This is a genomic window from Citrobacter rodentium NBRC 105723 = DSM 16636 (assembly GCF_021278985.1).
GTDB classification, from domain to species: Bacteria; Pseudomonadota; Gammaproteobacteria; order Enterobacterales; family Enterobacteriaceae; genus Citrobacter_A; species Citrobacter_A rodentium.
In genome coordinates this window covers 2,736,843-2,752,118 of the sequence record NZ_CP082833.1, presented here as the reverse complement: position 1 = coordinate 2,752,118, position 15,276 = coordinate 2,736,843, and the positions used below count along the sequence as shown (strand labels likewise).

Genomic DNA, 15,276 nt, shown 5'->3' with positions numbered 1-15,276 from the left:
AAAAGGTAATCTATGAAGCAGAGTCACTTTTTTGCCCATCTTTCCCGCCTCAAACTTATTAACCGCTGGCCTTTAATGCGCAATGTGCGCACCGAAAACGTGTCTGAACACAGTCTGCAGGTCGCCATGGTGGCTCACGCGCTGGCGGCAATCAAAAACCGCAAATTCGCGGGCCAGGTTAATGTCGAGCGCATCGCCCTGCTGGCGCTGTATCACGACGCCTCAGAAGTGCTGACCGGCGATCTGCCGACGCCGGTAAAATATTTCAATTCGCAAATCGCCCAGGAATATAAGGCCATCGAAAAAATCGCCCAGCAGAAGCTGGTGGATATGGTGCCCGACGAGCTACGGGATATTTTTGCGCCGCTGATCGACGAACAAACCTGGAGCGACGAGGAGAAGGCGATTGTTAAGCAGGCCGATGCCCTCTGCGCCTATCTGAAATGTCTGGAAGAGTTGTCGGCGGGAAATAACGAGTTTCTGCTGGCCAAAACGCGCCTCGAGAAAACGCTGGCTGCCCGCCGCAGTGCGGAAATGGATTATTTTATGGCGGTGTTCGTCCCGAGCTTCCATCTGTCGCTGGATGAGATTAGCCAGGATTCACCGCTCTGATTGCCTGACGACGCCGCGCTTACCGGGCCTGCCCGCTTCGGCAGGCCGACCCGGCACAGGCGGCAATCAGAACGGGAACAGCATCGGGATCATCACCACGCATACCGCCATCACAATCAGGGTAAACGGCACGCCCAGCTTAACAAAATCGCTGAAGCTGTAATTTCCCGGCCCTAACACCAGCGTATTGACCGGCGACGAAACCGGCGTCATAAAGGCTGCGGACGCCGCCATCGCCACCACCATCGCAAAGGGATAGGGAGAAACGCCCATCGACTTGGCCGCCGCCAGCGCGATGGGCGCCATCAGCACCGCCGTCGCGGTGTTCGAGATAAACAGACCAATGGCGGCGCACAGCGCAAACAGGCAGCCCAGCATCATATAGGGGCCATAGCCGCCGCCAACGTCCATCAGACCTTTTACCACCAGATCGACGCCGCCAGTTTTTTGCAGCGCCAGGGCGAAGGGCATCATCCCGACAATCAAAATAATGCTTGGCCAGTGAATGGCTTTATAGGCGCTCTCGGCGTCGATACAGCGAAACTTGCCCATCAGCAGACAGGCGATAATCGCCGCCACGGGATTCGGAATCTCGTCAGTCAGCATCAACGCGACCATCAGCACCAGACAGAAAATGGCGTGCGGCGCCTGGCTGTGCGCCGGGGACGCCTCGCTCACCTCTTCCGGCAGATTCATCGCCACGAAGTCGCGCCCCTGCTTCGCCAGCATGCCGATAAGCTTCCAGTTGCCGACCACCAGAATAATATCGCCCATTCGCAGCGGCTCATCGACCAGCGATCCTTCAATCGCCACGCCATCGCGCTTCAGGCCGACCACGTTAAGTCCGTAGCGGGTGCGAAAACCGATTTCCCGCACCGATTTACCAATCAGTTCCGATTCGGGAATCAATGAGATCTCCGCCATGCCGACGTCCAGCGCCTGGTCAGAGAAATACTCCCCGCGCAGCACCATCGGCTCCAGCAGCTGTTCGCTACAAAATTCGCGCAGGTCGACCTCGGCGGCGGACATATCTATTAACAAAACGTCGCGCGCGCGAAATTCAGAAACTCCGTTGACGTTGACGATAACCCGGCGAAAACGCCGCCAGCGCTCGACGCCAATCACGTTCGCGCCGTAGCGCTCGCGCAGTTTGAGATCGTCAAGACGCTGGCCGATCATCGGCGAACCGGGACGAATCGCCAGCCGACGCGCCCGCCCGGTCAGGCGATATTCTTTGATCAGATCGCGAAAGGTACGGCGTTTCCAGCCGTCGCCCGGCTGCGCCTGAGGATCGCCTTTCAGCATAAAGCGCATCAGCAGCATATAGAGAATGCCCAGCACCAGCACCACCAGGCCGATCGGCGTCACGCTGAAAAAGCTGAAGCCGCTGTAGCCTTCACGCAGTAATTCACTGTTCACCACCAGGTTCGGCGGCGTCGCCACCAGCGTCATCATGCCGCTGATAAGCCCGGCAAAGCTGAGCGGCATCATCAGCCGCGACGGCGAGGTTTGCATGCGCATGGAGACGCTTAACACCACCGGAATAAAAATGGCGACCACGCCGGTGGAGCTCATAAAGGCACCCAGCCCGGCGACGGTCAGCATCAGCAGCACCAGCATTTTGATTTCACTGCTGCCGGCCATTTTTACCAGCCAGGCGCCCATTACGGTCGCCACGCCGGTACGCACCAGCCCGTCGCCAATGATAAACAGCGCGGCAATCAGCACCACGTTAGGATCGCTGAAGCCGGAAAAGGCTTCGCTGAGGCTCAATGTGCCGCTGAGCACAAAGGCCACGATGACCAGCAGAGCAATCGCATCCATACGCACTCTGCCCGTCGCAAACAGGACTACGGCAATCGCTAACAGCGAAACAACCCAAATCAATTCACCGCTCACAACCTACTATCCTTGTCAGATGAGAAGATAGCGTGATTTTGCCATAAAAAAGCCCCGATAAGCCGGGGCGAAATCATGATCAGGTATTTCTTAATACCACCACATCACCGTTCGGTTGTTTCTTCACCGACAATTGCTCCAGGCTGGTAAGGGCAAAATCCACCTCCTCCAGACGCGGCGTATCCGCTGGCGCATTTACCGCGATAACGTGGCAGCCCGCGGCCAGGCCCGACAGCACACCCGCCGGAGCATCTTCCACCACCACGCACTCTTTCGCCGCCAGCCCCAGCAGCTGCGCGCCCAGCAGATAGGCGTCCGGCTCCGGCTTGCCGCGTTTGACCCTTTCCGCAGTGACAAAAACTTCCGGCGCCGGCAAACCGGCCACCCGGTGCCGCGCGCGCGCGACCGGCATGGAACCGGAAGTGACTATCGCCCACGGGATCCCGGACGCATTGAGATGATTGAGCAAGGCGATCGCCCCCGGCAATGTGGTGATGCCGGCAGTTTCAGTGGCTTCAATTTGCTCCAGGCGCGTAAACTCGGCGGCGATCTCCGCCTCCGGTTTGCCCGCCATAAAGTGGCGCAACGAGGTAATCGCCTGCTTGCCATGAATAAAGTTCAGCACCTCATCATGCGCCAGCCCAAAACGATCGGCCCAGTTACACCACGCGCGTTCAACGGCGGGAAGTGAATCCACCAGCGTGCCGTCGAGATCAAACAGGAAGCCTTTACACTGCACGTTCACCCCCTCAGGCGTTGATAATTTGCGTAATTTCGTTGGCGCTCAGATGGTACTGACGCGGGCAGGCGTGCCACACCTTCAGCATACGCTGATATTTTTCCCACATCGGCGTCTGCGCGTTGAAACCGTGCGTACCGGCGTCAAAATGGGTGTAGCGCCCTTCGACATTGACCATAAAACGCACGTAGCCGAGATAACGCGCTTCCGTTGCGGCGTCAAAACCGAGGAAAGTGACGCGGCGTTCATCAATGCCCTGCGCATCTTTCAGGTTGGCCCAGGAGACGTGCAGCGCGTGATACATCTCCATAATGTCGATCACCGTGCGGCAGGTTTCTTCTTTCAGCTCGCCAAACTCGCGATCCAGTTCACGCATTTGCAGACCGTAGCCGCGCTCGATAATGGTCTGCAGGCGACGGTAACGCTCGGCGTTGGTCGGATCGAGCATGGTCATCATTTTGTACTGGTTAGACAAAATCAGACGTTGAGCGTTGGTCATTTCCATTCGGGACTCCTGTATCACTCTACTACGGTGAAAAAAGTGAAAAAAAAGAAGGCATCAATATGCCTTCTTTTATATGCGTAATCCGGGGTCAATTACAAATCATCAAGGAAAGTTTTATCCAGTTGTTTGAAGGCGCGCTTAAGCGTGTCAGCCAGCGCCTGGTAATCCGGTTTGCCTTCAACCGGCGCCAGCGCCTGCCCGGCTTCCTGTAATTTTCCCCTGACTTCGTAAAACCAGTTGAGGATGGAAGGCGGCAGCGGCGTCACGGAGCGCTTGCCTAACCACCACAGCCCCTGCATCGGTAAACTGAGCGCAAACAGCGCGGTTGCCACCGCCGGTCCGAGCTGGCCGCCCAGCGCTATTTGCCAGCAGAGAGTAAAGACGGCAATCGGCGGCATAAAGCGGATCGCGTAGCGCGTCATGCGTATCACGCGGTTCTCTACAAAGACCGGCGCAAGGCGCTTTTCCATCGGCCATGTCTTTGAGTAATGCTGCCCCCGACGAAAAAGGCTAAAAAAATTTACGGAGCGATGATCCGGTGTCGGCATGTCTTACCTCAACTTCACATATAAAATTTCAAAAATTCGTGCAAAACAACAACTATGGGGGACAACGTTCAAAACATTTTGGCATTGATACCCAGTATCAGGTATCCTGTAGCGGCCTGTAAATGGCTGGTAGTCCAGATTCATTGAGTCGTCAAATTAACACATAGTATGCCATTGGCTGAAAAATACGCAAAATGGCATAGACTCAAAGGTATTTCTTCCATCATGCCTAAAAAGACAACTGCGCATGATGTTAATCATAAATGTCAGCGTCACACTGCGCTACGCTCTATGGCTCCCTGACGTTTTTTTTAGCCACGTATCAATAATAGGTACTTCCATGTCGAGTAAGTTAGTACTGGTTCTGAACTGCGGTAGCTCCTCACTGAAATTTGCAATCATCGATGCAGTTAATGGTGAAGAGTACCTTTCTGGTTTAGCCGAATGTTTCCATCTTCCAGAAGCACGCATCAAGTGGAAAATGGACGGCAGTAAACAAGAAGCGGCTTTAGGTGCAGGCGCCGCTCACAGTGAAGCGCTGAACTTTATCGTTAATACTATTCTGGCACAAAAACCAGAACTGTCTGCGCAGTTAACGGCAATCGGTCACCGTATCGTACACGGCGGCGAGAAGTATACCAGCTCCGTAGTCATTGATGATTCCGTTATTCAGGGCATCAAAGACGCCGCGCCGTTCGCGCCGCTGCACAACCCGGCTCACCTGATCGGTATTACTGAAGCGCTGAAATCTTTCCCGGCGCTGAAAGACAAGAACGTTGCCGTGTTTGACACCGCGTTCCACCAGACCATGCCGGAAGAGTCTTACCTGTATGCCCTGCCGTACAACCTGTATAAAGAACACGGCGTCCGTCGTTACGGTTTCCACGGCACCAGTCACTACTATGTGACTCAGGAAGCCGCCAAAATGCTAAACAAGCCGGTAGACGAACTGAACATCATCACCTGCCACCTCGGCAATGGCGGTTCTGTCTCCGCTATCCGCAACGGCAAGTGCGTCGACACCTCTATGGGTCTGACCCCGCTGGAAGGCCTGGTGATGGGGACCCGTACCGGCGACATCGACCCGGCGATCATCTTCTTCCTGCACGATAACCTGGGCATGAACATCGATCAGATCAACAAAATGCTGACCAAAGAATCGGGTCTGCTCGGTCTGACCGAAGTCACCAGCGACTGCCGTTACGTGGAAGATAACTACGCCTCCAAAGAAGACGCTAAGCGCGCAATGGACGTTTACTGCCACCGTCTGGCGAAATACATCGGTTCTTACACCGCGCTGATGGATGGCCGTCTGGACGGCGTCGTCTTCACCGGTGGTATCGGTGAAAACGCCGCGATGGTTCGCGAGCTCTCCCTGGGCAAACTGGGCGTGCTGGGCTTCGAAGTCGATCACGAACGCAACCTGGCGGCGCGCTTCGGCAAATCCGGCTTCATCAACAAAGAAGGCACCCGTCCTGCGGTGGTGATCCCAACCAACGAAGAACTGGTTATCGCGCAAGACGCGAGCCGTCTGACTGCCTGATTCCACACCGCCAGCCATCATGCTGGCGGTGCTGTTTTGTCACCCGCCGATATCGGCGGTAACGAAAGAGGATAAACCGTGTCCCGTATTATTATGCTGATCCCTACCGGAACCAGCGTCGGCCTGACCAGCGTCAGCCTCGGCGTGATCCGCGCTATGGAACGCAAAGGCGTTCGTCTGAGCGTCTTTAAGCCTATCGCTCAGCCGCGCGCCGGTGGCGATGCGCCAGACCAGACCACCACTATCGTTCGCGCGAACTCTAACCTGCCGGCGGCTGAACCGCTGAAGATGAGCCACGTTGAATCTCTGCTTTCCAGCAACCAGAAAGACGTGCTGATGGAAGAGATCATCGCTAACTATCACGCGAACACCAAAGACGCGGAAGTGGTGCTGGTTGAGGGTCTGGTCCCGACCCGTAAACACCAGTTCGCTCAGTCTCTGAACTATGAAATCGCCAAAACGCTGAATGCGGAAATCGTCTTCGTCATGTCTCAGGGCACCGATACTCCGGAACAGCTGAAAGAGCGTATTGAGCTGACCCGCAGCAGCTTCGGCGGCGCAAAAAACAGCAGCATCACGGGCGTTATCGTCAACAAACTGAACGCGCCGGTGGATGAACAGGGTCGTACCCGTCCGGATCTGTCCGAGATTTTTGACGACTCTTCGAAAGCGAAGGTGATCAAAGTCGATCCGGCTCAGCTCAGCGCCAGCAGCCCGCTGCCGGTTCTCGGCGCGGTGCCGTGGAGCTTCGACCTGATCGCCACCCGTGCGATCGACATGGCGCGTCATCTGAACGCCACGATCATCAACGAAGGCGACATCAACACCCGCCGCGTGAAATCCGTCACCTTCTGCGCCCGTAGCATTCCGCATATGCTGGAACACTTCCGCGCCGGTTCCCTGCTGGTCACTTCAGCCGATCGCCCGGACGTTCTGGTTGCCGCCTGCCTCGCCGCGATGAACGGCGTGGAAATCGGCGCCCTGCTGCTGACCGGCGGCTACGAAATGGACGCGCGCATCTCTAAACTGTGCGAGCGCGCCTTCGCGACCGGCCTGCCGGTATTCATGGTTAACACCAACACCTGGCAGACCTCGCTGAGCCTGCAGAGCTTCAACCTTGAAGTACCGGTTGACGACCATGAGCGTATCGAGAAAGTGCAGGAGTACGTTGCCAACTACATCAACGCCGACTGGATTGAGTCGCTGACCGCGACCTCCGAGCGCAGCCGCCGTCTCTCTCCGCCAGCCTTCCGCTACCAGCTGACCGAGCTGGCGCGTAAAGCCGGTAAACGCGTCGTGCTGCCGGAAGGCGACGAGCCGCGTACCGTGAAAGCGGCCGCTATCTGCGCGGAGCGCGGTATCGCCACCTGCGTGCTGTTGGGTAACCCGGATGAAATCAGCCGCGTTGCCGCTTCTCAGGGCGTAGAGCTGGGCGCCGGCATTGAAATCGTCGACCCGGAAGTGGTCCGCGAAAGCTATGTCGCGCGTCTGGTTGAGCTGCGTAAGAGCAAAGGCATGACCGAAACCGTCGCCCGCGAACAGCTGGAAGACAACGTGGTGCTCGGCACCCTGATGCTGGAGCAGGACGAAGTCGACGGTCTGGTTTCCGGTGCGGTTCATACCACCGCGAACACCATCCGTCCGCCGCTGCAGCTGATCAAAACCGCGCCGGGCAGCTCGCTGGTCTCTTCTGTGTTCTTCATGCTGCTGCCGGAACAGGTTTACGTTTACGGCGACTGCGCGATCAACCCGGATCCGACCGCAGAGCAACTGGCTGAAATCGCTATCCAGTCCGCTGATTCAGCGATTGCTTTCGGTATCGAACCGCGCGTTGCGATGCTCTCCTACTCCACCGGCACCTCTGGCGCAGGTAGCGACGTAGAGAAAGTCCGCGAAGCAACCCGTCTGGCGCAGGAAAAACGTCCTGACCTGATCATCGACGGCCCGCTGCAGTACGACGCTGCGGTAATGGCTGACGTTGCGAAATCCAAAGCGCCGAACTCTCCGGTTGCAGGTCGCGCTACCGTGTTCATCTTCCCGGATCTGAACACCGGTAACACCACCTACAAAGCGGTACAGCGCTCCGCCGACCTGATCTCCATCGGGCCGATGCTGCAGGGTATGCGCAAGCCGGTGAACGACCTGTCCCGCGGCGCGCTGGTTGACGATATCGTCTACACCATCGCCCTGACCGCGATTCAGGCGTCCCAGCAGGGTTAATTCCCTGTCCGCCCGCCGACTGGTTCCGGCGGTTAAAGACGACATATCAATCCGGATGCAAAAGCATCCGGATTTTTTTTGCCCGAAATGTGCGCTAAAGAGTAGAGTAAATTCTTAAAGCGGCCTCGCGTCATGGTCAGAAATTGCATTTATATTCAGTGAGATGCATACTTATTCCCTTGCAACGCTACATGGAAGGTATGCTATGTCCTCTGTTACACCAACTCCGCCCGCGAAACGGCAAAAGTTTGCCATGCCCGATACGCTGGTGATCATCTTTTTCGTCGCCATCTTTACCAGCATTCTTACGTGGCTGGTGCCCGTCGGGCAGTTCGATACGCAACAAATTCACTATCAGGTCGAAGGCGTTGAGAAAAGCCGCCAGGTTGTCGATCCCGGTTCGTTTCGCATCGTGACGGATGCCGCAGGCGAAGCGCAGTACAACCACGTACAGTTTTTTTCTACCGGCGAGGGCAGCGCGGGGCTGATGAACTTCCCGTTTGAAGGGCTGACGTCGGGCGATAAGTATGGCTCCGCCATCGGCATTATTATGTTTATGCTGGTTATTGGCGGCGCTTTCGGCATCGTCATGCGCACCGGCACTATCGACAACGGCATTCTCGCGCTGATTAACCGCACCAAAGGTAACGAGATCCTGTTTATTCCGGTTCTGTTTATCCTGTTTTCCCTCGGCGGCGCCGTGTTCGGGATGGGGGAAGAAGCGGTCGCTTTCGCCATTATTATCGCCCCGCTGATGGTCTGTTTGGGCTACGACAGCATTACCACGGTGCTGGTGACCTACGTTGCCACACAGATTGGCTTCGCCACCTCCTGGATGAACCCGTTCAGCGTGGTCATAGCCCAGGGCATTGCGGGCATTCCGGTACTTTCCGGCTCAGGGCTGCGTATCGTCATCTGGGTATTTGCGACCCTGCTGGCGATGGTTTTCACGCTTCTTTACGCCTCGCGGGTCCGCAAATCGCCTGAGCTGTCGCCCTGCCGGGAGTCGGACCGTTTTTTCCGCGAACAGCAGCAGCAGATCGCGCAGCGTAAACTGGGCGCCGGAGACTGGCTGGTATTAGCCATTCTGACCGCCGCCATTGGCTGGGTGATTTGGGGCGTTATCGTTCATGCCTGGTTTATTCCCGAAATTGCCAGTCAGTTCTTCACAATGGGGCTCGCCATCGGTCTGGTTGGCGTGCTCTTTCGTCTGAACGGCATGACGCTCAACGCGATGGCGAACGCCTTCACCGAAGGCGCGAAAATTATGATTGCCCCTGCCCTGCTGGTGGGCTTCGCGAAAGGGATTATGCTGCTGATTGGCAATGGCGACGCCAGTACCCCGAGCGTGCTGAACACGATACTTAACGCCATCGCTGGCGGTATTGGTGAGCTGCACACCGCGGTTGCCGCCTGGTTTATGCTGCTGTTCCAGACGTTGTTCAATTTCTTCGTCACCTCGGGCTCCGGGCAGGCGGCGCTGACCATGCCTTTAATGGCGCCGCTCAGCGATCTGGTCGGCGTCAGCCGTCAGGTTGCCGTTCTGGCCTTCCAGTTAGGCGACGGGTTCAGCAATATTATTTATCCCACCTCGGCATCGTTAATGGCGACGCTGGGCGTTTGCCGGGTCGATTTCCGCTGCTGGATCAAGCCAGCCGCAACGCTGCTGGGGCTGCTGTTTATCATGTCCAGCGTGCTGGTGATTGGCGCGCAGTTAATGGGGTATCAGTAAAGCAGTGCCGGATGGCGGCGTAAACGACAGGCCACAACACGTTCCTGTAGGCCTGATAAGCGTAGCGCCATCAGGCAAAACAGCGCCGGATGGCGGCGTTAACGCCTTATCCGGCCTACGGACCGAAGAAGTTGTCGTAGGCATGATAAGCGCAGCGCCATCAGGCAAAATACGCCCTCCGGCTCCCATCACATCATCGATTTCGCCGCGTCGACAATGGCGGCGGCGGTCAGGCCGTACTCCTGCTGCAGGAACGCCTGCGTCCCCACCTGGCCATAACGCTCTTTGACGCCAACGCGGCGCATCGGCACCGGACACGTTTCCACCAGAACCTCCGCCACCGCCGAACCCAGCCCATTATGGATGCTGTGGTTTTCGCAGGTCACTATCCTTCCCGTTTTTTCTGCGTAATTTTTCACCAGCATGCGATCGACAGGCTTCAGGGTAAACATATCGATGACCGCGGCGCTGACGCCCATTCTTTCCAGCTGCCGGGCGGCCTCCAGCGCTTCAGCGACCATAATTCCATTGGCGATTAAGGTGACATCCTCCCCCTCCCGCAGCACGTTCCCTTTACCGATAGTGAACACTGAACCCGGCGCATAAATAGACGGCGCCTGCTTACGGATGGTGCGCACCCAATAAAAGCCGTCGAGATCGATAAGCTGGCGCAGAATATCGGCAAACATAACGGCATCCGTCACCTCGAGGACGACCGCGTGCGCCAGCCCGCGCACAATGCCCATATCTTCAAACGACATATGGGTCCCGCCATTATGACAGGCGGTGATGCCGGCATCTGAAGCAATCACTTTGACGTTGTTACGCTGATAATCCAGCGACATAAACAGCTGGTCAAAACAGCGGCGGCTGGCGAAGGCGGTAAAGGTGTGCACGAACGGCTTACGCCCGGTCAGCGCCAGCCCGGCGGCGACGCCGATCACATTGGCCTCCATAATCCCGCAATTGATAACGTGCTGCGGCCAGTCCCGCGCCACGCTGTCCATCGCCATTGAACTCATCAGATCGGCTTCCAGCGCGATGACCGGGCTTCCCGCCGCAATCTGTTTCGCCACAAATCCGGCGTAGACCTTGCGCATCTCAACGCTGTCTTTTTGTCCCGCGGGCGCGAGCTTAATCATGCGTCACCTCCAGTTGGCGAAGAGCGTCATTCAGCGCCTGCTTCATTTCTTCCGTCAGGCGCAGGTGATGAGAGTTGTTCAGCTGTTCCAGGTAAGGCACACCCTGGCCTTTAATGGTGTCGAGGATCACCACGCGCGGGCGTTCCTGCGCTTCCGGGACCGGTTGTACCACCGCCAGCAGGCCAGCAATGTCATCGCCTTTCACCGTAAACGGCGCAAAGCCAAACGCGCGGAATTTCTCCTCCAGGCTGAACGGACAAATAATGTCGTCCAGTTCGCCATCCAGCTGCTGCTTGTTCCAGTCGACAAATATCGTCAGATTGTTCAGACGATGATGGGCGATAAACTGAAACGCCTCCCAGCACTGGCCCTCATTAAGCTCGCCGTCGCCGACAATGCAAAACACCCGGTTCGGACGCTCCGCCAGCTTGTGCGAGAGCACCATGCCCGCCGCAATAGAGATCCCTTGCCCCAGCGATCCCGTGGTCGCATCGACGCCGCGCGTTTTCAGCCGGTCCGGATGGCTGGGCAGACGGGTGCCGTTTTGATTCAGCGTACTCAGCTCCTCCAGCGGGAAATATCCCTTTATTGCCAGCGTACTGTACAGCGCCGGTCCCGCATGGCCTTTCGATAAAACGAAGTAATCGCGCTCAGGCCAGTCCGGGTCGGCGGGATCAATTTTCATCACTGCGCCATACAGCAACGCCAGCGTTTCCACGACCGACATGCAGCCGCCAAAGTGACCAAAACCTAAATGAATAAGCGACCTTAACGTCGCGAGGCGAATATCGCGCGCCAGCTGACCGATCTCGTTCACACTCATGATTTAGCTCCATTTTTTTCCGGCGTTTTCACCGCTGTCCGGCTTTTCGCTAACAGGTTCCAGGCCACCAGCAGGGCGAACAGCGCCACGACCAGTCCCGAAATGGCGAATGGCGACAGGTAGCGGGCCAGGTTGCCCAGCACAATACCGACAACGCCAAAATCGGCATCTGAGAAGGTGGTATTGGCAAAGCCGATAGCGCCTAATACCGGCAGCAGCAGGACGGGAAGGAAGGTAATCAGCAGGCCGTTGGCAAAGGCGCCAATCATTGCCCCGCGGCGTCCGCCGGTGGCATTGCCGAAGACGCCCGCCGTCGCGCCGGTGAAAAAGTGGGGCACCACGCCCGGCAGGATCAGCACCAGCTTCATTTGACCAAGCAGGAACAGCCCTACCAACCCACCGAGGAAGCTGAACAGAAAGCCAATCAGCACGGCGTTAGGGGCATAGGGATAGACCACCGGACAGTCCAGCGCCGGGCGGGCGTTGGGCACCAGCTTTTCAGAAAAACCGGTGAAGGCGGGGACAATTTCCGCGAGGATCAAACGGACGCCCTGCAAAATAATGAACACCCCGGCGGCAAAGGTAATCGCCATGATGATGGCGTAAACCAGATAGTTCTGACCGCCGCTGAACGTGCCTTCAACGTATTCCCGACCGGCGCTTAACGCCATAATCAGATAGATGATCATCATGGTCAGCGAGATGGAAATCGAACTGTCGCGCAGAAAGCTCAGGTTCTTCGGCAGGTTCATCTCTTCCGTCGAGCGGGAGCCTTTGCCGCATACGCTGCCAATCCAGCCGGAGAGCACGTAGCCAAGCGTGCCGAAGTGACCAAAAGCAATCTCATCGTTTCCGGTTATACGCCGCATGTAACGCTGCGCCAGCGCCGGGAAAAAGGCCATCACCAGTCCCAGGATTAGCGATCCGGTAAAGACCAACCCCACGCCGTTGAAGCCCGCCACCGTCAGGATAACGCCAATCATGCAGGCCATATAGAACGTATGGTGTCCGGTGAGGAAAATGTATTTCAGGCGAGTAAAGCGTGCGACAAGAATATTCGCCACCATCCCGAAAGCCATAATGAGCGCCGTCGAAGCGCCATATTTTTCCAGCGCAATAGAGACGATCGCTTCATTATTAGGGATGATGCCCTGAATAGTAAACGCGTGCTCAAACATACCGCCTAATGGATTTAGCGACCCGACCAGTACGGTCGCCCCACCGCCGAGAACGATAAATCCGAGAATGGTTTTAATCGTGCCTTTTACAACATCGGAAAAAGCTTTTTTTTGCGCCACCAGACCAATTAAGGCAATTAACCCTACCAGTACCGATGGCACCTTAAGAATATCAACAACAAAATTCAGCGTTTCAAGGATAAACATATCCACCTCGCTCTAAGCATATTTGCGGTCAATACGATCTGAACGTTTGTCGGCAAATACCGTTATTGTTTAGCGAACCAGGCGCGCAGCTGCGCTTCAAGTTCATTGATATCTATAATGTTATTAATCACCACCAGTTGAGCCTCGGGCACGCTGGCGCTGGCGGCGATATCTTTCGCCATAACAAACAGATCGGCGGCGCCGGACGTTGCGGAAGAGAGATCGGCATGTTCCACTTCCGCTTCTATATCCATTTTCTTAAGTACTTTTTTAATATTCATTTCGACCATAAAACTGCTGCCAAGGCCGGAGCCGCAAACCGCCATAATTTTCATTATTATCACCTTTTTTAAGTAGAACAGGTCTGCATCACGCTCGCGCGTAATGTTGTATTAATCGGGGTGTGGCTTAAATCAGTAGCGTGAAATAATCGTTTTAATTTCCTCCAGAGTGGTGGCCTGATGTAACAAGGCAAGATCCTCTTCGCTGGAAAATAATTCCGCCAGCGCGGAGATCATTTCGATATGACGATGTTTATCGGGCGCCGCTAATAAAATAATAAGATCCACCGGATCATATTCACCGGCGCCAAATGAAACGCCGCGTTGCAGTTTCAGTAACGCTAAGCCCAGACCGTTCGCCCCTTCTTCAGGTCGGGCATGCGGCATCGCCAGTCCCGGCGCCAGAACGAAGTACGGCCCCAGCGTCTGGTGCTGCGCCACGATCGCGCTGATGTAATCCGGCGTGATAACGCCTGCCTCAAGCAGCGGTCGGGCACAAATCGCCAGCGCTTCCTGCCACTGTTCAACGCCGTCACGAAGCTGGATCGTCGTGTCCGTTAACCAGGTATTAAGCACCTTTCCTCCTTTTTCTGCGCTCAGGATGGGCAAACTTTATTCAACGCCCGTGGGCTTATCTGCGATCAAAATCACAAAGATAGCGCTATCAAAGGTTATCGCTCAGATTTGTGATAGCGCTATCAAAACAGCATTGCGGCATGAAATCACAGCAAAAAATGGCAATTAAGGCGTATACTGCGCGTAACGCGAAGCGAAAAACGATGATAAAAAAGCTCCTCAACTGGTTGTAATGGCGCAGGAATTTGTATGTCTCTAACCCGAAAACGGCGTAGTACAGGAAAAGTGACCATCGCCGATGTCGCTCAACTTGCCGGTGTCGGCACCATGACCGTCTCGCGCGCATTGCGCACGCCTGAACAGGTCTCCGATAAGCTGCGGGAGAAGATCGAAGCCGCAGTCAATGAACTGGGCTATATGCCGAACCTTGCCGCCAGCGCGCTGGCCTCGGCGTCCTCGCGTACCATCGCGATGGTGGTGCCGAATCTTACTGAGGCAGGCTGTTCGGAGATGTTCGCCGGACTCCAGGAGATCCTCCAGCCTGCCGGATATCAGATCATGCTGGCGGAGTCCCGCCACCGTCTTGAGCAGGAGGAAAAGCTGCTGGAGACGCTGCTGGCCTCCAATATTGCGGCGGCGATACTGCTCAGCGTCGAGCACAGCGATACCGTGCGCAACTGGCTGAAAAACGCCTCAATTCCGGTGATGGAGATGGGAGCGATCCGCACCGATCCGCTTGATATGAATATCGGTATCGATAACGTTGCCGCCATGTACGAGCTTACGGAAATGCTGATTCAGCGCGGCTATCAGAACATTGGCCTGCTGTGCGCTAATCAGGAGCAGTGGATCTTTCAGCAGCACCTGCAGGGCTGGTATAAAGCCATGCTGCGCCACCATATGTCGCCAAACCGGGTGATAAATGCCGCCCTGCCGCCCAATTTTTCTACCGGCGCTTCGCAGCTTCCCGAGTTTCTTCTCGCGTGGCCGGAGCTGGACGCGCTGGTCTGCGTCTCGGATGAACTGGCCTGTGGAGTACTGTATGAATGCCAGCGCAGACGGATTAAAGTGCCTGACGATCTGGCGGTGGTGGGATTTGGCGACAGCGACGTCAGCCGGGCCTGCCAGCCGCCGCTGACGACGATAGCGGTGCCGCACCGGAAGATCGGCCTTGAGGCCGGGCGAGCCTTACTGGCGAGGCTTCAGGATGGCAACTGGAGCGATCAAAAGCAGATCGCCTCCAGTTTATGCCTGCGCGACAGCTGCTGAAG

General features: G+C 56.3%; 14 protein-coding genes. 5 read left to right on the top strand and 9 right to left on the bottom strand.

Going from position 1 to position 15,276, the window contains the following annotated elements:
- Positions 1-12 precede the first annotated feature (12 nt).
- Positions 13-612 (top strand): 5'-deoxynucleotidase, encoded by a 600-nt coding sequence (gene yfbR / locus K7R23_RS13025; protein ID WP_012906855.1) that lies wholly within the window; start codon positions 13-15, stop codon positions 610-612.
- Between the two features lie 66 nt (positions 613-678).
- Here the strand turns inward: yfbR and K7R23_RS13020 are convergent, their stop codons facing one another.
- From K7R23_RS13020 to yfbV, 4 genes are all read right to left on the bottom strand, one after another.
- Positions 679-2,511, bottom strand: coding sequence for an SLC13 family permease (locus tag K7R23_RS13020; RefSeq protein WP_012906856.1), 1,833 nt, complete (start codon positions 2,509-2,511; stop codon positions 679-681).
- 79 nt (positions 2,512-2,590) lie between these two features.
- Entirely contained in the window at positions 2,591-3,250 is a 660-nt protein-coding gene (locus tag K7R23_RS13015) for a sugar phosphatase (protein ID WP_012906857.1), read from the bottom strand.
- Positions 3,251-3,260: 10 nt separating this feature from the next.
- Positions 3,261-3,755, bottom strand: coding sequence for a YfbU family protein (locus tag K7R23_RS13010; RefSeq protein WP_012906858.1), 495 nt, complete (start codon positions 3,753-3,755; stop codon positions 3,261-3,263).
- 92 nt (positions 3,756-3,847) lie between these two features.
- A complete protein-coding gene (gene yfbV, locus K7R23_RS13005) occupies positions 3,848-4,303 on the bottom strand; it encodes a terminus macrodomain insulation protein YfbV (protein ID WP_012906859.1) in 456 nt (151 codons plus the stop codon).
- A 340-nt stretch (positions 4,304-4,643) separates the two neighbouring features.
- Here yfbV and ackA point away from each other — a divergent pair, with 340 nt between their 5' ends.
- The 3 genes from ackA to yfcC all read left to right on the top strand — a co-directional run bounded on the left by ackA (position 4,644) and on the right by yfcC (position 9,798).
- Complete coding sequence (gene ackA / locus K7R23_RS13000) at positions 4,644-5,846, top strand: acetate kinase (protein ID WP_024132807.1); 1,203 nt, start codon at positions 4,644-4,646, stop codon at positions 5,844-5,846.
- Positions 5,847-5,924: 78 nt separating this feature from the next.
- On the top strand, positions 5,925-8,066 hold the full coding sequence (gene pta, locus K7R23_RS12995; protein WP_012906861.1) for a phosphate acetyltransferase: 2,142 nt from the start codon (positions 5,925-5,927) through the stop codon (positions 8,064-8,066).
- Between the two features lie 205 nt (positions 8,067-8,271).
- Positions 8,272-9,798, top strand: a complete 1,527-nt coding sequence (gene yfcC, locus K7R23_RS12990; protein WP_012906862.1) for a putative basic amino acid antiporter YfcC — start codon at positions 8,272-8,274, stop codon at positions 9,796-9,798.
- A gap of 188 nt (positions 9,799-9,986) precedes the next feature.
- Here yfcC and K7R23_RS12985 read toward each other — a convergent pair whose 3' ends face one another.
- The 5 genes from K7R23_RS12985 to K7R23_RS12965 all read right to left on the bottom strand — a co-directional run bounded on the left by K7R23_RS12985 (position 9,987) and on the right by K7R23_RS12965 (position 14,005).
- Positions 9,987-10,940: a transketolase family protein gene (locus tag K7R23_RS12985; RefSeq protein WP_012906863.1), complete on the bottom strand. Its 954-nt coding sequence runs from the start codon at positions 10,938-10,940 to the stop codon at positions 9,987-9,989.
- Complete coding sequence (locus tag K7R23_RS12980; RefSeq protein ID WP_012906864.1) at positions 10,933-11,763, bottom strand: transketolase; 831 nt, start codon at positions 11,761-11,763, stop codon at positions 10,933-10,935. The genes K7R23_RS12985 and K7R23_RS12980 overlap by 8 nt, the downstream gene beginning before the upstream one ends.
- Positions 11,760-13,148: a PTS ascorbate transporter subunit IIC gene (locus K7R23_RS12975; RefSeq protein WP_012906865.1), complete on the bottom strand. Its 1,389-nt coding sequence runs from the start codon at positions 13,146-13,148 to the stop codon at positions 11,760-11,762. Before K7R23_RS12975 ends, K7R23_RS12980 begins: the two co-directional genes overlap by 4 nt.
- 62 nt (positions 13,149-13,210) lie before the next feature.
- Positions 13,211-13,483 carry a PTS sugar transporter subunit IIB gene (locus tag K7R23_RS12970; protein ID WP_024132809.1) on the bottom strand — a complete coding sequence of 91 codons (273 nt, stop codon included), beginning with the start codon at positions 13,481-13,483 and terminating at the stop codon, positions 13,211-13,213.
- A 78-nt stretch (positions 13,484-13,561) separates the two neighbouring features.
- A complete protein-coding gene (locus tag K7R23_RS12965) occupies positions 13,562-14,005 on the bottom strand; it encodes a PTS sugar transporter subunit IIA (RefSeq protein WP_012906867.1) in 444 nt (147 codons plus the stop codon).
- Between the two features lie 249 nt (positions 14,006-14,254).
- On the opposite strand from K7R23_RS12965, the gene K7R23_RS12960 reads away from it, so the two are divergent.
- A complete protein-coding gene (locus tag K7R23_RS12960) occupies positions 14,255-15,274 on the top strand; it encodes a LacI family DNA-binding transcriptional regulator (RefSeq protein WP_012906868.1) in 1,020 nt (339 codons plus the stop codon).
- Positions 15,275-15,276: the final 2 nt, after the last annotated feature.